Source organism: Rathayibacter sp. AC451 (assembly GCF_979253095.1).
Genome location: NZ_CEEDBD010000001.1, coordinates 1242123 through 1260021, shown reverse-complemented (window position 1 = coordinate 1260021; position 17899 = coordinate 1242123). Strand labels below are relative to the sequence as shown.

Here is a 17899-nt window from a genome sequence, read left to right as displayed (position 1 = left end):
CGCCGGGCACCGCGCAACGAGAGAGAGGGGATCCACCTATGGCACTCGAAGCAGATGTCAAGAAGGCGATCATCGAAGAGTACGCGACCCACCCCGGTGACACCGGGTCCCCCGAGGTCCAGGTGGCCGTCCTGACCCGCCGGATCAAGGACCTCACCGAGCACCTCAAGGAGCACAAGCACGACCACCACTCGCGTCGTGGCCTGCTGCTGCTCGTGGGTCAGCGTCGCCGACTCCTCGGCTACCTGTCGGACGTGGACATCAACCGCTACCGCGCGCTGATCGAGCGTCTCGGCCTCCGCCGCTAGTTCCTCCGGGAGCGAGCGCGGGGTCTCGATGACACCGCGAACTTCTTGCCGAACGGGCCGTCCTCCTCGCGGAGGGCGGCCCGTTCCGCGTTCCCGGGGGAGCTTCGTCAGGTCCGGACCGGGCGCTCGACCCCGCCCCAGCTCCACCCGCCGGCCGACTCGAACCAGTCCTCGGCGGTGCGGGAGCGAGTGCTCGCCCCCCGCCCGGCGGAGGATCCCCCCAGCTCGACGAGCGGCGGCAGCCGCCAGCCGTCGGCGGCGGCGCGCGACGACGCCGCCCGCCACGCGTGCGCGCAGCCGGCCGTCGACGCCGCGCGATCGAGTGCCTCCGGCTCGGTGAGCGACCAGCCCTCGGCGCCTCCGCTGAGAGCGAGTGCGCAGGTGAGCGCGGCCGAGCGGACGAGGGAGCGCGGTGCCCTCGGCGGCAGGGTCGCCTCCGCGGCGTCCTGCGCCTCGACGATCGCCGTCAGGGCGAGGTGCAGCCGCGTCGCCTCGCGGTCAGGGCGCGGCCGGAGCGTGCCGGGCCCGGGAGAGACCGACACGGACGCTCCCGGCGCGACGAGCAGACCCCGTCCCGAGCGGGCGGCGTAGGAGCTCAGCAGCCCGCTCACCCCTCCCGCCCGGCTGACGACACCGCGGACGGAGGCGTCCCCGAGGACCCAGACGACGGGCGTGCGGTTGTGGATCGTCAGGATCCGGTGGTCCCGGTCGGAGCAGGCGAGCAGTCGTCCCGGATCGGGATCGCCGAGACCGGGGGAGGGGGCGAGCAGCTCCTGCGCGTCCGCGCACGCCGCGGGTGCCGCGCCCGCCGAGGCGGGCAGGTCGGCGAGAGGCGCGAGCGAGCCCAGCGCCAGGACCAGCACGGCCGAGGCGGCGGCGGCCGCTGCGGCGACGCCCAGGAGCCGGGGGGCGCCCGAGCCGCGCGGGAGATCTCCGCGTGCCCGACGCGGTCGCGGGCGTGCTGCGTCGCACCATCCGGGACTCCCTCTCGTCGGGATCGTAACCCCGGGATGCGGCGCCGACCAGGCCTTATCGGGAGCAGGAGCGGGACGGATCGGAATTCCTCGAACAAATTCCCGGCTGCGTGCATCCGTCGACGGCCTCCGTCCGGAAGTAGTCCGTGAAGGCCCTTCTCGAGCACCCACCGACCCCTCACCGGGTCCCATCGTGAAAGAGGAACACCGTGAACACCACCCGCTTCTCCCGTCGTCTCCTGACCGGCGCCTGCGTCGGCACCCTGGCCGTCGTCGGGCTCGCCGCCGCACCGGCGAACGCCGCGGACGCCGACTCGGCCGACCTGTACGTCCTCCACGCGGTCCCCGACACCCCGGTCGACGTGTACGTCAACGGAGCACTGACGCTCGACGACTTCACCCCCGGCACCCTCGCGGGCCCGCTGGACCTGCCGACCGGCACCTACACCGTGGCGATCACGGCTGCGGACGCGGCCGACGCGAGCGCCCCGGTCATCGGCCCGGTCGACCTCGCCCTGGAGGCGGGCAAGAGCTACACCGTCGCCGCGCACCTGAAGACCGACAACACCCCCACCGCGACGCTGTTCCCGAACGACATCTCCGCGACCGCCGCGGGTGAGGGCCGGCTCACCGTCCGTCACATCGCCGCCGCTCCGGCCGTCGACATCCTGGCCGGCGGCTCGCCCGTCCTGACCAACGTCACCAACCCGAACGAGGGCATCCTGAACCTCGCTCCGGCGACGATCTCGACCGTCGTCGCGGCGACCGGAACGACCGCCCCGGTCATCGGCCCGGCCGACGTCCAGGTCCAGGAGGGCGTGAACACGATCGTCTACGCCTGGGGCAGCCTCGACAAGGGCAACCTCGCTCTCGCGACGCAGACCATCGACGGCCTGCACTCGACCCCGTCCGGCGTCCCCGCCGGCGAGGCCGGACTCGCCGCCGACAACCGCACCGACGCCGCCGCGGGATGGTGGGGCGCTGCCGCCCTCGCCGCTCTCGGTCTCGCCGGAGCGACCCTGATCGGCCGTCGCAAGGCCGCCGCGGGACGCTGACCCGCGGCACGAACCACCGGTCCGGACGCGCTGGAGCGCGTCCGGACCGGTCCGCCCGATCTCGACACTGGAGGACGTCATGAGCCGGAGCCCCTTCCGTCTGCGCGTCCTCGTCGCGATCGGGTCGATCGCGGTCGGCGCGGGCCTCGCCGGATGCTCGGCACAGGCGGCCGGGGTCGTGCCCGCCCCTGACGCGAGCGTCTCGTCGGAACAGCCCTCGTCCGCGCCGACCGCGATCCCCTCCTCGTCACCTCCCGCTGTGCCCTCCGTGCCCCTCGCGGATGCGAGCCTCGGTGCCACCCCCGCTCCCGCGGTCGTCGCGCCGACCAGGCTCGTCGTCGACGGGCTGCCGGTCGACATGCCCCTCGAGCCCGTCGGAGTCGCCGACGACGGCACCATGGAGCTCGTCCCCGACACCGATGTCGCCGGCTGGTACCGCTTCGGCGCCGGTCTCGACGAGCCCGACGGCACGATCGTCGTCGCCGCGCACGTCGACTCGCTCACCTACGGGCTCGGCCCGTTCGCCGAGCTGAAGAAGGCGCAGCCGGGTCAGACCGTCCGCCTCACGGGCGAGGACGGCGTCGAGCGCTCCTTCACCGTCTCGACGGTCGAGACCACCGAGAAGAGCTCGGTCGACCTCTCCGCCGTCTTCACCCGCGACGGCGCGACCCGCCTGGTGCTCATCACCTGCGGTGGCGACTTCGACTACGACACGCGCCACTACCTCAGCAACGTCGTCGTCACGGCGGTGCCGTCACCGTGACTCCGCGACCGCGACCGCCCCGCGTACGATGAGCGCAGCGACCGCCGCAGCGCAGCCCGCCGCTCGGGCACCGCGCCGTCCTCACCTCAGGAGTATCGAACTGTCCGACGCCCTTCCCAGCGAGCCCCTCGACGGGGCCGAGGACGAGCGCGCCGTCGTGCACCGTCTCGGGCTCCGCTTCTCGGCGGGCGACGAGTCGGCGCTCTCCGAGGCCTACGCGCGCTGGTCGCCCCTGCTGTTCACCCTGGCCCTTCGCTCGCTGGGCGATCGCGGAGACGCCGAGGACGTCGTGCAGCGCGTCTTCGTCTCGGCCTGGACCGGCCGGCAGAACTTCGATCCCGGCCGAGCCGCCCTCGGCGCCTGGCTGGTCGGCATCTCGCGCAACCGCATCGCCGACGCCCACGAGAACCGCTCGAGGGAGCGCCGTCTCACCCAGGCCCTCGTCGCGGTCGCTCCGATCGAGGAGGGGGCGACCCCGGTCGATCTGGAGGCCAAGGTCCTGGTCGCGGACGAGCTCGCGCGGCTGGACCCGGTCCCGCGCCGGGTCATGAGCCTCGCCTTCTACGACGACCTGACCCACACCGAGATCGCGGAGCGCACCGGGCTCCCGCTCGGCACCGTCAAGAGCCACATCCGCCGCAGCCTCGACAGACTCCGCACCCGATTGGAGGTGAGCACCCCGTGACCCACCTGGATCCCGACGAGATCGCCCTGCTCGCTCTCGGCGAGGAGTCGACCGACGGCGCCGACGCTCACCTCGCCGAGTGCCCCGACTGCGCCCGGCAGCTCGTTGAGCTCGGGCACGTCGCCGAGCTGGGCCGCGACACCCGTGCGCTCGAGCTCGAGTCGCCGTCGGCCGCGGTGTGGACCCGCATCCGCGACGAGCTCGGCCTGGAGGAGCCCGTGGCGGCGCCGGTGGCGCTCCCGGTCGCCGACGCGGAGTCCGCGCCCGGGGGCTCGGGCGCGTCCGGCTCCTCTGCGGCCCACTCGTCCGCGTCCGGCCCGACCGCGTCCGACTCGACCGCGCGGCACCGTCCCGAGCGCCGCCGCCGACGCCGCACGAGCCGCCTCGTCCTCACGGCCGTCGCCGCCTGCGCGGCACTCGTGGTCGGCGTCGCGGGCGGTGCGTGGTGGCAGGCGTCGCGGACCGGCGCTGATGCCGTCGTGCTGGCGAGCGCCGAGCTCGAGGCCTTCCCGGCCTGGCAGGGAGCGACGGGCACCGCCGAGCTCGAGGACGTCGACGGCGGTCGCGAGCTCGTCGTGCATCTCGACACCGACGGCTCCGGCGACGGCTACCGCGAGGTCTGGCTCCTCGCGGCCGACGCGTCGGCACTCGTGCCCCTGGGGGCGCTCGACGGCACCGAGGGGCGCTTCGCCGTCCCGGCCGATCTCGACCTCGCGCAGTACCCGCTCGTCGACGTCTCCGAGGAGCCGCTCGACGGCGATCCGGCGCACTCGGGCGACTCGATCGTCCGCGGCCCGCTGCTCGAGGGTTAGGGCGGGTTCAGCACGTCTGAGCGTCCCGGCGCTCCCGGAGGAGCGCGGTGAGCGCCTGGACCGCCGCGGACGGCTGCGCCGCCGTGCAGACCGAGAGCTCCCACTCGAGCCCCGGCCAGTCGAGGTCGATCGCGGTGACGCCCGCGAGTGGAGCCACTCCGACGCGCGGCACGACCGCCACCCCCAGACCCGCCTGCACGAAGCGGGGGATCCCGGGCAGGTCGGCCACCTCGGTCGCCACCCGCCGGGGCACGCCCTCGGCCAGGAAGGCCCGGTCCACGCTCACCCGGTTGCCGAAGCCGCCGGGAGTGTCGACGAAGGTCTCGCCCGTCAGGTCCGCCGGCACAGGTGCCGTCGCCTCGGCGAGCGGATGCCCGTCGGCGACCAGCAGCACGTAGCCGCTGCGCACGAGCGGAGTCGCCGCGAGATCCGCGAGCTCGCCGCTCGGCAGCGCGAGCAGGGCCGCGTCCAGCCGCCCGCGGCGCAGGTCCTCGGCGAGCCCGGTGGATCCGGTGGCCGAGGTCCTCAGCAGCAGATCGACGAGCGGATGCCGTCGCCGGTACGCCCCGAGCGCCCCGGGCAGGTCGACGAGGTCCATCCCCGAGAAGGTCCCCACCCGGACGCGGCCGCGCAGTCCCGCCGCGTCCTCGGCGGCGAGCGAGCGCATCCGGTCGAGGCCGTCGATCGCCCTCCGCGCCTCGGGGAGCAGCGCCTCGCCCACCGCGGTCAGCGCGACCCGGCGCGTCGAGCGCTCGAACAGCGCCGAGCCGAGCTCGAGCTCGAGCGCGCGGATGCTGGCCGAGAGCGTCGACTGCACCACGAACAGCCGTGCAGCGGCCCGGGTGAAGTGGAGCTCCTCGGCGACCGCGACGAAGGCGGCGAGCTGACGATCGTCCATGCGCACATTATGCGTCGAAACCGATCAATCGGACCGAGATCCTCCGTTGGACACGCACAGTGCCCGGGAGGACTCTGATCACGTGACCGCATCGGACCTCACCACCCGCCCCACCGCCCCCGCCCGCTCCCGCCGCCCCGAGCTCCCGCATCGGCACGGCTTCTGGGTGATCGCCGTCGCCTTCCTGACCGTCATGGCGTTCTCGACGGTCCCCACTCCGCTCTACGCGATCTACCAGGAGCGCGACGGCTTCCCCGCCGTCGTCGTGACGGTCGTCTTCGCCGCCTACGCGGTCGGAGTCGTCGCCAGCCTCTTCCTCGCGGGCCACGTCAGCGACTGGCTCGGACGGCGCCGCATCCTGCTCGCGTCGATCCTCGTGGAGGTGCTCGCCGCCGTCGTGTTCCTGCTCTGGCCGGAGGTGCCCGGGCTGCTCGTCGCACGCCTGCTGACCGGCCTCGGAGTCGGCGCCCTCACGGCGACCGCGACCGCGCACCTGTCCGAGCTGCGCGCGGTGGCGCGTCCCGACGAGGGCCCGGGAACCTCGCGCGCCGTCTCGACCCTCGTCAACATGGGCGGACTCGCGCTCGGCCCGCTCGTCGGCGGGATCCTCGCCGTGACGGTCGACCGGCCGCTCGTCGTGCCCTACGAGGTCTTCCTCGTGCTGCTCGTCGTGCTGGGCGTCGCAGTGGCGCTGGTGCCGGAGACCGTCGAGCGCCGGGAGATCCTGCCCGCCTACCGCCCGCAGCGGCTCGCCGTCCCCGCCGAGTCGCGCGGCGCCTTCCTCTCGGCCGCGGTCGGCGCGTTCGCGGGCTTCGCCGTCTTCGGCCTCTTCACCTCGCTCGCCCCGACCTTCCTCGCCGTCCGCTTCGGCGAGACGTCGCACCTGCTCGCCGGCGCGGTGTCGTTCGGGGTCTTCGCCGCAGGAGCGGTGGCGCAGCTGGTGTCGGCACGGCTGTCCGCCCGCCCGGCGCTGCTGCTCTCGGCGGCCGCTCTCACCGTCGGCCTCGTCCTGGTCGCGGTCGGCGCGGTCGCCGCCGCCGTCGCGCCCTTCGTGGCCGGGGGAGTGCTCGCCGGCGCCGGAGTCGGGCTCCTCTTCCGCCTGTCCCTCGCGGTCGCGGGCTCCCTCGCCTCCGACGCCGCGCGCGGCGAGGTGCTGGCAGGCATGTTCCTCGCGGCGTACCTCGGTCTCGCGGTGCCGGTCCTCGCGATCGGCGCCGCGCTGGCGTTCCTGCCCGCCGTCCCCGTCCTCCTCGCCTTCGTCGCCGTGGTGCTGGTGCTGGTGCTCGCCGCGATCGGCCGGATGCTCCGCTCCCGAGCCTGATCCGGGCACCTCGCGCAGGCCCGTCGGCGGTCACAATGGGGGCATGAAGCTCTTCTCCTTCGGCCGCGACCGCGACGACCAGAACCCCCTGCCCGCGAACGACCGCGGATCGGGGAAGCTCGACGACTACGACTACGACCTCCTGCCCAAGTCCCGCCGCGGGGACACGCTGCTCACCCTCGCCGACAGCACGCCGCACCAGGAGGAGCTCGCCCGGGTGCTCGCGCTCGGCGAGGACGAGATCACGGCGGTCATCCCGCGCCGCACTCTCGAGGAGGAGCGCGTGGACGCGCCCATGCCGGTCCGCCTGTTCGCGAACCACCGGCCCTCCGACCTCGTCGGCTTCGTGCCGCGCGGGCTCGAGAACGTCGTCGACGCGGCACTCTCGCGACTGTCGGAGGCGGGGAAGCAGCCTCGCGTGCCCGCTCGGATCGTGACGGTCAAGGGCGCGCTCCGGGTGCAGCTCCTGATGCACGAGACCCGCGGCTGACCGGCACCCCGCACCGCGCGGCACCCCGCTTCCTGGCCCTGGAGCACCCGCCCTGATAGCATGAACCGGTTCCGAATCCGCAGCGGCCGCCGGCCGTCACCGGGTTCGAACCACGGAGCAGGCCGGCAGGAAGCTGGTCCTCGGTGGTGGAGTCCCGGTTCACAGGTGCGGCGTCGTCGCACAGGAGGCGACCCGGAGCTTTTCTACTGGTGGCCAGCACGAACGCCCTCCACACGACGGCACGGCGCGACGCCCTGCCGTGGAATCGTCTCGATTCCTGACCGGAACTCTGCTCCGACGAACGCCGGTGCCCAGAACGGGCGCCGCTGCATACGTTGAAGGAGACAGAACCTCTTGGAAGGTCCTGAAATCACATTCGCCGAAGCCGTTCTCGACAACGGCTCGTACGGCACCCGCACCGTCCGCTTCGAGACCGGCCGCCTCGCGCAGCAGGCTCAGGGAGCGGTCGCCGCGTACCTCGACGAGGACACGATGATCCTCTCGGCCACGTCGGCGTCGAAGAACCCGAAGGACAACTTCGACTTCTTCCCGCTGACCGTCGACGTCGAGGAGCGCTCCTACGCCGCCGGCAAGATCCCCGGCTCGTTCTTCCGCCGCGAGGGCCGCCCCTCCACAGAGGCGATCCTGGTCTGCCGTCTGATCGACCGGCCGCTGCGCCCCTCGTTCGTCGAGGGCCTGCGCAACGAGGTCCAGATCGTCATCACGGTCCTGAGCATCGCTCCCGACGAGTTCTACGACGCCCTCGCGATCAACGCCGCGAGCGCCTCGACCCAGATCTCGGGACTGCCCTTCTCGGGCCCCATCGCCGGTGTGCGCCTCGCGCTCATGTCGGACGGCTCGGGCAACGACCAGTGGATCGCGTTCCCCAAGGCCTCGCAGCTCGAGAACGCCGTCTTCGACCTCACCGTCGCGGGCCGCGTCGTCACCAACGAGGACGGCTCCTCGGACGTCGCCATCATGATGGTCGAGGCCGAGGCGACCGAGGGCTCCTGGAACCTCATCAAGGCGGGCGCCACCAAGCCCGACGAGACCGTCGTGGCTCAGGGCCTCGAGGCCTCCAAGCCCTTCATCCGCGCGCTCGTCGAGGCGCAGGCGAAGATGGCCGCGAACACCGCGAAGCCCGTGAAGGACTACCCGGTGTTCCTGCCCTACGCGCAGGAGACCTACGACAACGTCGCCGAGCTCAGCTACGACGAGCTCGTCCGCATCTACTCGATCGCCGACAAGACCGAGCGCCAGGACGCCGACGACGTCCTCAAGGCGAAGGTCAAGGAGCAGATCGCCGAGCGCATCGCGTCCGGTCAGCTCTCGGCCGAGGCCTACGGACAGGTCTCCGCCGCCTACAAGGGCGTCACGAAGGTCGTCGTCCGCGGACGCATCCTCCGCGACGGCGTCCGCATCGACGGTCGCGGCCTGGCCGACATCCGTCCGCTCGACGCCGAGGTGCAGGTCATCCCGCGCGTCCACGGCTCGGCGATCTTCCAGCGCGGCGAGACCCAGATCATGGGCGTCACCACGCTGAACATGCTCAAGATGGAGCAGCAGATCGACTCGCTGTCGCCCGTCACCAAGAAGCGCTACCTGCACCACTACAACTTCCCGCCCTACTCGACCGGTGAGACCGGTCGCGTCGGGTCGCCGAAGCGTCGCGAGATCGGGCACGGCTTCCTCGCCGAGCGCGCCCTCGTGCCGGTGCTGCCCTCGCGCGAGGAGTTCCCCTACGCGATCCGCCAGGTGTCCGAGGCTCTCGGCTCCAACGGCTCGACGTCGATGGGCTCCGTCTGCGCCTCGACCCTGTCGCTCCTCAACGCCGGTGTGCCGCTGCGCGCCCCGGTCGCGGGCATCGCGATGGGCCTCGTGTCCGACGTCGTCGACGGTCAGACCCGCTACGCGGCGCTGACCGACATCCTGGGCGCCGAGGACGCGCTCGGCGACATGGACTTCAAGGTCGCCGGCACCGCCGAGTTCGTCACCGCGATCCAGCTCGACACGAAGCTCGACGGCATCCCGTCGTCGGTCCTCGACGCCGCGCTCAAGCAGGCCAAGGACGCGCGCAGCACGATCCTCGCCGTGCTCACGGCCGCGATCGACCAGCCCGACGAGATGGCCCCGACCGCGCCCCGCGTGATCTCGGTGCAGATCCCCGTCGACAAGATCGGCGAGCTGATCGGCCCCAAGGGCAAGACGATCAACGCGATCCAGGACGAGACCGGCGCCGACATCTCCATCGAGGAGGACGGCACCGTCTACATCGGCGCCGTCGACGGACCGTCGGCCGAGGCCGCCCGTGCCCAGGTCAACGCGATCGCGAACCCGACGAACCCCGAGGTCGGCGAGCAGTTCCTCGGAACCGTCGTCAAGCTCGCCACGTTCGGCGCGTTCGTCTCGCTGCTGCCCGGCAAGGACGGACTGCTGCACATCAGCGAGGTGCGCAAGCTCGCCGGTGGCAAGCGCGTCGAGAACGTCGAGGACGTCCTCGGAGTCGGCCAGAAGCTGCTCGTGCAGATCACCAAGATCGACGATCGCGGCAAGCTGTCCCTCGCGCCCGTCGTGGCCGAGGAGGCCGACGCCGAGGCGCCGGTCGAGGCTCCCGTCGAGAGCTGATCCCTCCCGCACGTCGTGACGCCCGTCCCACTCCGGTGGGGCGGGCGTCCGTCGTTCCCGGGCCGATGAGGTAGCGTGGCGGAACCGCGCCGTCGCACCGCCCCGACCGGAGGAACACCGTGACCGACCCGACGCCCCTGGCCCTCGAGCCGGAGACGCCTCCTGGGCACCACCGCACCCTCGGTTTCACCGGCCTCCCCGTGCACCCGCTCGCCCTCGACGGCTCCGTCTTCGGCTGGGCCGCCGGGATCGACGACACCACCGAGGCGCTCGACGCGTTCGCCGCGCTCGGCGGCACGCTGATCTCGACCGCCGACCACTACGCCACGGGGCGCAGCGAGTACATGATCGGGCGCTGGCTCGAGGCGAGCGGTGCTCGCGAGCGCATGCTCGTCGCCACGAAGGTCGGCCGCCACCCGGACGCACCGGGCCTGGCGCCCGGAGACGTGCGAGCAGCCGTCGAGGGCAGCCTCGAGCGCCTGGGCACCCGCATCGATCTGCTCTCGTTCGACAGCGAGGACCCGGAGGTGCCGATCGAGGAGAGCCTCGCGGCCGTCGCCCCGTTCCTCGCGAACGGCTCCGTCGGCGCCCTCGGCGCCGCGCACTTCAGCGGCGAAGCTCTCGCCCGCGCCCACGAGGTCGCGACCCTCCAGGGCCTCCCGGTCTTCTCTGTCGTGGTGGCCGAGTACAACCTCATGGAGCGCAAGCACTACGAGTCCGAGGTCGCCCCGGAGGTGGAGCGCCAGGGCCTGGGCACGCTCGCGCGCCTGCCGCTCGCGAGCGGCTTCCTCACGGGTGTCCTGCGCCACCGCTCGGACGAGCCGCAGTCGGTCATGTTCGAGGCGGCCCTCGACTACGTCGGGCGCCACGGCACGAAGGTGCTGGCCGTCCTCGACGAGGTCGCCGAGGCGCACGGCACGAACCCCGGCACCGTCGCCCTCGCCTGGGTGCTCTCGCACCAGGAGGTCTCGGCCGCGATCGTCCGCGCACGGGGCGCCGCCGAGCTCGAGTCCGTGTTCGGAGCGGCCGCCCTGCCGCTGACCCGCAGCGAGATCGCCCAGCTCGACCGCGCCTCCGCGTGAGGCGGGGGTCCCCGAGGACCCCCGCCCCCGGTCAGCGGCGCAGGATGCGCGCCTCCCACGGACCGAGCGTGGTTCCCGCGGCACCCGGGACGTTCCCGAGCACCGTCTCGGCGTTCGTCCACTCCTCGAGCAGCGGCACCTCGAGCGGCTCTCCCGAGACGTTGCCGACGACGAGCAGCTCGCTCGCGCCGGTGCGGGTGAACGCGAAGAGTGCCGGATGCTCGGGCTCGAGCAGCGAGAACCGGCCCAGCTGGACCGTCTCGTCGGCGTGCCGGAGCGCGATCAGCGCCCGGTAGTACTCGAAGACCGAGCGCTCCGCGGCGCGGTCGGCGGCCACGTTCAGCTCGGCGGAGTTGGGGTTCACCGGGATCCACGGCTCGCCCGTCGTGAAGCCGGCGTTCCGGGTGCCGTCCCACTGCACCGGGGTTCGGGCGTTGTCGCGGCTCTGCGCGCGCAGTCCCGCCAGCACCTGCTCCGGGTCCTCGCCGCGGTCGCCGACCGCCTCGGCGTAGTAGTTCAGCGATTCGACGTCGCGGAAGTCCTCGATGCCCGAGAAGGGCACGTTCGTCATGCCGATCTCCTCGCCCTGGTAGATGTAGGGCGTGCCGCGCTGCAGGTGCAGGAGGGTGGCCCAGAGCGTCGCCGACTCGTAGCGGAACAGTCCGTCGTCGCCGAAGCGCGACACCAGCCGCGGCTGGTCGTGGTTGTTCAGGTAGAGGCTGTTCCAGCCGCGCTCGGCGAGGCCGTCCTGCCAGCGGGCGAGATTCGCCTTGAGCGCGACCAGGTCCAGCGGCACAGGGTGGAACTTGTCGACGCCGTGGTCGATGCCGACGTGCTCGAACTGGAACACCATGTCGAGCTCGCGGCGCTCGGGATCGGTGACGAGGGCGGCCTCCTCGAGCGTCACTCCCGGCATCTCGCCGACCGTCAGGTACGCGCCCTCGCGGCCGGCGAACACGGCCTCGTTCATCTCGCGCAGGTACTCGTGCAGCCGCGGGCCGACTCCGCCGACGATGCCGGTCCCGCCGCCCGTCCCGTCGATCTCGTCGAGGTTCTTCGACACCAGGTTGATGACGTCCATCCGGAAGCCGTCGACGCCCCGGTCGAGCCAGCGGTTCATCATCGCGTGCACCGCGCGGCGCACCTCGGGGTTCTCCCAGTTGAGGTCGGGCTGCTGCACCGCGAACAGGTGGAGGAAGTACTCGTCCGTCGCGGCGTCCCGCGTCCACGCAGGGCCGGAGAAGTACGAGCGCCAGCCGTTGGGCTCGGCGACCTCCAGGCCGGCTTCCGCGGCCGCGTCGAGCTCGGGCGACCCGCCCGCCGCGGCGCGTCCCTTCCGCCACCAGTACCAGTCGCGCTTCGGGTTCTCGCGCGAGGAGCGCGACTCGGCGAACCACGCGTGCTCGTCGCTCGTGTGGTTGACCACGAGGTCCATCACGATGCGGAGGCCGCGCTCGTGCGCCTCGGCGAGCAGGAGGTCGAACTCCGCGAGGTCGCCGAAGAGGGGGTCGATGTCCTCGTAGTCCGAGATGTCGTAGCCGTTGTCGTGCTGCGGCGACGGGTAGACCGGCGACAGCCACACCACGTCGACGCCGAGATCGGCCAGGTGGTCGAGTCGGGAGCGGATGCCGCCGAGGTCGCCGATGCCGTCGCCGTTCGAGTCCGCGAACGAGCGGGGGTAGATCTGGTAGACGACGGCGCTGGTCCACCAGGGTGCGGACGGGGGCGGGGTGAGGGGCTCCATGAGGCCCGAATCTAGCCCCGGCGCGTGGTCGCGAAGGGGGCGCCGCACCGTCATCGGTGGACAGCGGAGGAGCTTCGCAGCGGGGGAGGAGTCGCCCGTGTAACGATCTGGTGAACCGTCCCGCACCGCCTCGCGGCGCCCGCTCGGCGCTCGACTACTCTCGGTCGTGGCGGGACCCGAGCCGCCGCAGGGAGAGTGGTGGCGTGCCGAGGCTGAAGGCCCGCGCGACGGTGAGGACTTCGCGTCACGGAGCACTCGCCACCGCGTCCGAGGGGTCCGTCAGCGACACCGGTCCGGTCGTCGCCCACACCGTGCGCCGCTCGCTGGGCGACTCCGCTCAGGCGCTGTTCCCCCTCCTGCTCGACGCCGCCGTCCTCGGTCGCCGGGGCGCGGAGGGCGGCCCCGAGCTGTTCGAGCGCTACGCGGCGTGGGGCGGGAACGGCGTCGTGGTCACCGACACCGCGGCCTCGGCCGCGGGCGAGGAGACGGTGGGGCGCTGGCTGGCGGGCCACCGCGATCGCGACCGCTTCCAGCTCCTCGGCCGCCTGGGACCCGGGGCCGGCGCCGAGCCCTCGCCCCGCGCCCTCGTCGCCCGGGTGGAGGAGTCGCTGCGGCGCCTGCGCACCGATCGCCTCGACGTCCTCTCCGTGCGCCCCGACGGCGCCGGGCGCCTCGACGAGCTCCTCAGTGCGGTGGAGGTGCTGCTGGCCCGCGGCCAGGTCCGCACGGTCATCGCCTCCGGATTCGCGCCCGAGGAGCTCTTCGAGGCGCGCGTGCTCGCCGGGCACGGCCTGCCCCGCTTCGCCGGGGTGGAGGTCCGCTACAGCCTGCTCGAGCGCTCGGAGGCCGAGGGGGACCTCGGGCTGGTGGCGTCCGGTCAGGGCCTCTCGGTCGTCTCGACGGCTCCTCTCGCGCACGGGTTCCTGCACGGCTCGGCGCGCACCCGCCGCGAGCTGCGCGCGCTGCCCGAGGGCGCTCTGGCATCGGTGCACCTGGGTCGGCGCGGGCGGCGGGTCCTCACGGCGCTCGATGCGATCGGCGCCGAGCTGTCGGCGAGCACCGCGGCCGTGGCGCTGGCCTGGCTGCTCGCCCGCCCGGGCGTGACGGCCGCGTCCGTCGCGCCGTCCTCGCCGGCCGAGATCGACACGCTCGTGCGCGCAGTCTCGATTGAGCTCGATGCTCCTCACCTGGCGGCGCTCGAGCGCGCTCAGCGCTGACCCGCCGTCAGACGCCGACGTCGGCGCCCGGTCATCTAGTGTGGGTCGGATGAACCACGGCGTCGCACTTCCCCTCGACCAGCCCGAGACGACGGTCCGGGCGGCAGGTGGATCGCTGGTCCGCCGCTCCGTCCTGCCCAGCGGCCTGCGCATCCTGAGCGAGGCCGTCCCGGGCGCCCGCAGCGCGACCATCGGCTTCTGGGTCGCCGCCGGGTCGCGCGACGAGCAGCCCGCCCGCGCTGCAGAGGGCGACCGCCCCGCCGCGCCGTCGAACTTCGGCTCGACCCACTTCCTCGAGCACCTGCTCTTCAAGGGCACGCGCTCGCGCTCGGCGCTCGACATCGCCGTGGCCTTCGACTCGGTGGGCGGGGAGCACAACGCGCTCACCGCCAAGGAGTACACCTGCTACTACGCCAAAGTGCAGGACCGCGACCTCCCGATGGCCGTCGAGGTCCTGGGCGACATGGTGACGTCGAGCCTCCTCGACCCCGACGAGTTCGAGACGGAGCGGGGGGTCATCCTCGAGGAGCTCGCCATGGCCGACGACGATCCGGCCGATGTGGCCGGAGAGCGCCTGTTCGAGGCGGTGTTCGGCGAGCACCCGCTCGGCCGTCCGATCGGCGGCAGCCCGCAGACCATCCGCGAGGCCACGCGCGAGGCGGTGTGGGCCCACTACCGCGCCGCCTACAGCCCGCGCGACCTCGTCGTGACGGTCGCCGGAGCCGTCGAGCACGAGTCGCTCGTGGCGCAGCTCGAGCGCGTGCTCCACTCCGACGGCTGGGACCTCTCGGTGCCGTCGGCGCCCGTCGCCCGGCGCGTGGGCCGCGAGGCGGCGTACGCGCGCGGCAGCGCGCTCTCGCTCGTGCACCGGCCGACCGAGCAGGCCAACGTCCTCATCGGCTTCCCGGGCCTCGCCGCCGCCGACGAGCGCCGCATGACGATGGGGGTGCTCAACTCGATCCTCGGCGGCGGGATGTCCTCCCGCCTCTTCCAGGAGATCCGCGAGAAGCGGGGCCTCGCGTACTCGGTCTACTCGTTCGCACCGTCGTACTCCGACGCCGGCCTCTTCGGTCTGTACGCCGCCAGCACGCCGGCCAAGGCGGGAACCGTCGCCGAGCTGCTCGTCTCGGAGTTCCACCGCCTCGCCGAGGACGGTGTCTCCCGCGACGAGATCGCGAGGGCGCACGGGCAGCTGTCCGGTGCTGCGGCTCTGGCGCTCGAGGACTCCGACACGCGGATGTCGCGGCTGGGCCGCGCCGAGCTGACGTTCGGCGAGTTCGTCGACCTCGACGAGAGCCTGCGCCGTCTCGCGCGCGTCGGCGCGGAGGATGTCCAGGCTCTCGCGGCAGACTTGGCCGGGGGGCCTGCGTCGATCTCGGCGGTCGGCGCGGTCGACGCGTCGACCTTCGTTGGAGTCGTCGACACCGAGAGCGCTCCCGCCGTCTGATCCGTTCTCGCGAACGACAGTTCTCGCGAACGACCGCCCACCGCGCACCGTCGCGCCGCACCCGGGGGAGCCCCACGTGTCCCATTACATCTACCTCGTCCGTCACGGCGAGCAGCAGGACGCCGAGCACGGGATGCCCGACGGCCCGCTCTCGGCCCGGGGCGAGAGGCAGGCCCGTCTCATCGCCGAGCGGCTCGGCGGCGTCCCGTTCACCGGCGCCTGGCACTCCCCGCTGCGTCGGGCGGAGGAGACCGCCGCCCGGTTCCGCGCGGTGCTGCCCGGGCTCTCGATCGAGCCGTCGTCGCTGCTGTTCGACTGCATCCCGTCCGGGCCGACCCCCGACATGCCGCGCGCCTTCGACTCGTTCTTCGGCAGCGTCACTCCGGCCGAGATCGAGGCGGGCCACGCGCAGATGCAGGACGCCGTCTCCGAGTTCCTCGCCCCCTCGCGCGAGGACAGGCACGATCTCCTCATCACCCACAACTTCGTGATCGGCTGGTTCGTCCGCCACGTCTTCGACGCCCCGGACTGGCGCTGGCTCGGCGTCAACCAGGCCAACTGCGGCCTGACAATCATCCGCGTCCGCTCGCGCAAGCCCCCCGTGCTCGTCGTGCACAACGACCTCGCGCACCTCCCAGTGGAGCTGCGCACGGGACTGCCCGAGGCGCAGCCGTACTGAGCGCCGTGCTGCGGCCGGGATGCTCCGAGGACGAGGGGGCGTGCGTCGACCTCTGGTGCGATTCGGCCGCGGCGCGCGACGGCGCGCCCGTCGGCCCCGGCGTCCGCGCCCGGGCTCTCGCGAAGCTCGGCTCCGAGCGCATCGCGTTCCTCGTGGCGGACGAGGACGGCGCACCGGTCGGCTTCGTGCTCGTCGGAGCCCCGGGGACGGGGTTCGCCACCGACCCGCCGGGCGCCGCGTACCTCTCGATGCTCGCCGTCCACCCCGACCGCTGGGGCCGCGGCCTCGGACGCGCGCTCCTGGTCGCAGCGGAGCAGTCCGCCGCGCGGGTGGCCGACGAGGCGGTCCTGCACGTGCTCGAGGGCAACACGGCCGCACGCGGCCTCTACTCGACGAGCGGATGGACGCCGTCCGGTGCGCCGTTCGCGCACCCGCTCTCGGGAGCGCGGGTGCTGACGCTGGTGCGGCGCCTGCACCGGTGAGCACCGCCGTTGTTACGCTGACCGGGTGACTACTTCCGTCGCCGTCGTCGGCGCGTCCGGCCGACTCGGCTCCCTGACCTGCTCGCTCATCGAGGCCTCCGACGACTTCGAGCTGGTCGCCCGGCTCGGCTCCCGGAGCGACCCGGACGAGATGCTCGCTGCCGACGTGGTCGTCGACATGACGGTGCCCGCCGTCAGCCAGGGCATCGTGGACCTCGCCGTCGCGAACGGCCGGAAGGTGCTCGTCGGGACTTCCGGATGGACGGGCGACCGCATCGCGGCGCTGCGGCGCAGCGTCGAGGAGCAGCCGGACGCGGGAGTGGTGATCATCCCCAACTTCTCGCTCGGCTCCGTCGTCGCCACCGCCCTCGCCACGGTCGCCGCCCGCTTCTTCGACGCCGTCGAGATCGTCGAGACCCACGGTGCGCGCAAGGTCGACTCGCCCTCCGGCACGGCCGTCCGCACCGCCGAGCTCATCCTGCAGGCCCGGGCCGAGCTCGGACCGGTGCAGGCGCCGCACACCGACCAGCGCGCCCGCGGGCAGCAGGTCGCGAGCATCCCCGTGCACAGCCTGCGGCTGCCCGGGGTCGAGGCGCGCCAGGAGGTCGTCTTCGGCGGCACCGGAGAGACGGTCACGCTCCGGCACGACACGTCGTCGCCGGCGTCGTACGAGGCGGGCATCCTGAAGGCCCTGCAGGCGGTGCGCTCGACGACGGGCGTCGTCGTCGGACTCGACGCCCTGCTCGACCTCCGCGCGGCCTTCGATGCGGCGCCCCTCGCCGAGCGCGCCCCGGCCGAGCAGGTCCCGGCCGACGACGCACCCTCCGGTCAGGCCGCCGCCGCGACGAGCACCCCGTGAGGACCCGCATCGGCGTCGTCCTGATGGCGGTCCTGCTCGCCCTCTACCTCTTCGTCTGCCTGCAGTACTCCGTCGTCGCGTTCGCGGCGGGAACGGTCCCCGGCATCGTGATGGGTCTCGGACTGCTCATCCTCGGCGGTGTCGGCGTGTGGGGCCTCGTGCGTGAGCTGCTGTTCGGGCTGCGCGCCGAGCGGCTCGCCCGTCGGCTGGAGGCCGAGGACGCGCTGCCGCAGGAGGTCCTCGACTCCCGCGCGAGCGGGCGCCCGCTCCGGGAGGAGGCGGACACCCTCTTCCCGCGCTACGCCGCCGAGGTCGACGCCGATCCGAAGAGCTGGCGCGCCTGGTACCGCCTCGGTCTCGCCTACGACGCGAGCGGCGACCGCAAGCGCGCCCGCGGAGCGATCCGGACCTCCATCGGCCTCGAGAAGGACGCTCCGGCCTGAGCCGGAGCGTCGGCG

General features: G+C 73.1%; 18 protein-coding genes. 15 read left to right on the top strand and 3 right to left on the bottom strand.

Translation table 11 applies throughout. The features are described 5' to 3' along the window. The first annotated feature begins 38 nt into the window (after positions 1–38). Positions 39–308, top strand: coding sequence for a 30S ribosomal protein S15 (rpsO, locus tag AC0CID_RS05975; protein WP_055793401.1), 270 nt, complete (start codon positions 39–41; stop codon positions 306–308). A gap of 107 nt (positions 309–415) precedes the next feature. On the opposite strand, the gene AC0CID_RS05970 is transcribed toward rpsO, so the two are convergent. Then, positions 416–1171, bottom strand: coding sequence for a hypothetical protein (locus tag AC0CID_RS05970; RefSeq protein ID WP_465226090.1), 756 nt, complete (start codon positions 1169–1171; stop codon positions 416–418). Positions 1172–1491: 320 nt separating this feature from the next. On the opposite strand from AC0CID_RS05970, the gene AC0CID_RS05965 reads away from it, so the two are divergent. From AC0CID_RS05965 to AC0CID_RS05950, 4 genes are all read left to right on the top strand, one after another. After that, on the top strand, positions 1492–2337 hold the full coding sequence (locus AC0CID_RS05965) for a DUF4397 domain-containing protein (protein WP_465226089.1): 846 nt from the start codon (positions 1492–1494) through the stop codon (positions 2335–2337). 79 nt (positions 2338–2416) lie between these two features. Further along, entirely contained in the window at positions 2417–3100 is a 684-nt protein-coding gene (locus AC0CID_RS05960) for a class F sortase (RefSeq protein WP_465226088.1), read from the top strand. 28 nt (positions 3101–3128) lie between these two features. Beyond that, the gene (locus AC0CID_RS05955) at positions 3129–3785 is read left to right on the top strand and encodes an RNA polymerase sigma factor (RefSeq protein ID WP_251946954.1); all 657 of its coding nucleotides are present in this window, start codon (positions 3129–3131) and stop codon (positions 3783–3785) included. Continuing rightward, positions 3782–4597: an anti-sigma factor gene (locus tag AC0CID_RS05950; protein WP_465226087.1), complete on the top strand. Its 816-nt coding sequence runs from the start codon at positions 3782–3784 to the stop codon at positions 4595–4597. The genes AC0CID_RS05955 and AC0CID_RS05950 overlap by 4 nt, the downstream gene beginning before the upstream one ends. A 7-nt stretch (positions 4598–4604) precedes the next feature. Here the strand turns inward: AC0CID_RS05950 and AC0CID_RS05945 are convergent, their stop codons facing one another. After that, complete coding sequence (locus AC0CID_RS05945) at positions 4605–5495, bottom strand: LysR family transcriptional regulator (RefSeq protein WP_465226086.1); 891 nt, start codon at positions 5493–5495, stop codon at positions 4605–4607. An 82-nt stretch (positions 5496–5577) separates the two neighbouring features. Here AC0CID_RS05945 and AC0CID_RS05940 point away from each other — a divergent pair, with 82 nt between their 5' ends. The 4 genes from AC0CID_RS05940 (at position 5578) to AC0CID_RS05925 (ending at position 11013) form a co-directional block, all read left to right on the top strand. Further along, entirely contained in the window at positions 5578–6816 is a 1239-nt protein-coding gene (locus tag AC0CID_RS05940; RefSeq protein ID WP_465226085.1) for an MFS transporter, read from the top strand. A gap of 43 nt (positions 6817–6859) precedes the next feature. Beyond that, on the top strand, positions 6860–7306 hold the full coding sequence (locus AC0CID_RS05935; protein WP_207407764.1) for a hypothetical protein: 447 nt from the start codon (positions 6860–6862) through the stop codon (positions 7304–7306). A gap of 354 nt (positions 7307–7660) precedes the next feature. Continuing rightward, positions 7661–9931 (top strand): polyribonucleotide nucleotidyltransferase, encoded by a 2271-nt coding sequence (locus tag AC0CID_RS05930; protein ID WP_207407766.1) that lies wholly within the window; start codon positions 7661–7663, stop codon positions 9929–9931. A 119-nt stretch (positions 9932–10050) separates the two neighbouring features. After that, positions 10051–11013 (top strand): aldo/keto reductase, encoded by a 963-nt coding sequence (locus tag AC0CID_RS05925; protein WP_465226084.1) that lies wholly within the window; start codon positions 10051–10053, stop codon positions 11011–11013. 31 nt (positions 11014–11044) lie between these two features. On the opposite strand, the gene AC0CID_RS05920 is transcribed toward AC0CID_RS05925, so the two are convergent. Continuing rightward, positions 11045–12757: a glycoside hydrolase family 13 protein gene (locus tag AC0CID_RS05920; RefSeq protein ID WP_465226083.1), complete on the bottom strand. Its 1713-nt coding sequence runs from the start codon at positions 12755–12757 to the stop codon at positions 11045–11047. Positions 12758–12960: 203 nt separating this feature from the next. Here AC0CID_RS05920 and AC0CID_RS05915 point away from each other — a divergent pair, with 203 nt between their 5' ends. The 6 genes from AC0CID_RS05915 to AC0CID_RS05890 all read left to right on the top strand — a co-directional run bounded on the left by AC0CID_RS05915 (position 12961) and on the right by AC0CID_RS05890 (position 17884). Next, a complete protein-coding gene (locus AC0CID_RS05915) occupies positions 12961–13974 on the top strand; it encodes an aldo/keto reductase (RefSeq protein ID WP_465226082.1) in 1014 nt (337 codons plus the stop codon). A gap of 49 nt (positions 13975–14023) precedes the next feature. Continuing rightward, positions 14024–15421 carry a M16 family metallopeptidase gene (locus AC0CID_RS05910; RefSeq protein ID WP_207407774.1) on the top strand — a complete coding sequence of 466 codons (1398 nt, stop codon included), beginning with the start codon at positions 14024–14026 and terminating at the stop codon, positions 15419–15421. Positions 15422–15497: 76 nt separating this feature from the next. After that, entirely contained in the window at positions 15498–16100 is a 603-nt protein-coding gene (locus AC0CID_RS05905) for a histidine phosphatase family protein (protein ID WP_207407775.1), read from the top strand. 5 nt (positions 16101–16105) lie between these two features. Then, the gene (locus AC0CID_RS05900; RefSeq protein WP_465226081.1) at positions 16106–16582 is read left to right on the top strand and encodes an N-acetyltransferase family protein; all 477 of its coding nucleotides are present in this window, start codon (positions 16106–16108) and stop codon (positions 16580–16582) included. Positions 16583–16607: 25 nt separating this feature from the next. Continuing rightward, complete coding sequence (gene dapB / locus AC0CID_RS05895) at positions 16608–17441, top strand: 4-hydroxy-tetrahydrodipicolinate reductase (RefSeq protein WP_207407777.1); 834 nt, start codon at positions 16608–16610, stop codon at positions 17439–17441. Next, positions 17438–17884, top strand: a complete 447-nt coding sequence (locus tag AC0CID_RS05890) for a hypothetical protein (protein ID WP_207407778.1) — start codon at positions 17438–17440, stop codon at positions 17882–17884. Before dapB ends, AC0CID_RS05890 begins: the two co-directional genes overlap by 4 nt. The last annotated feature ends 15 nt before the right edge of the window (positions 17885–17899 follow it).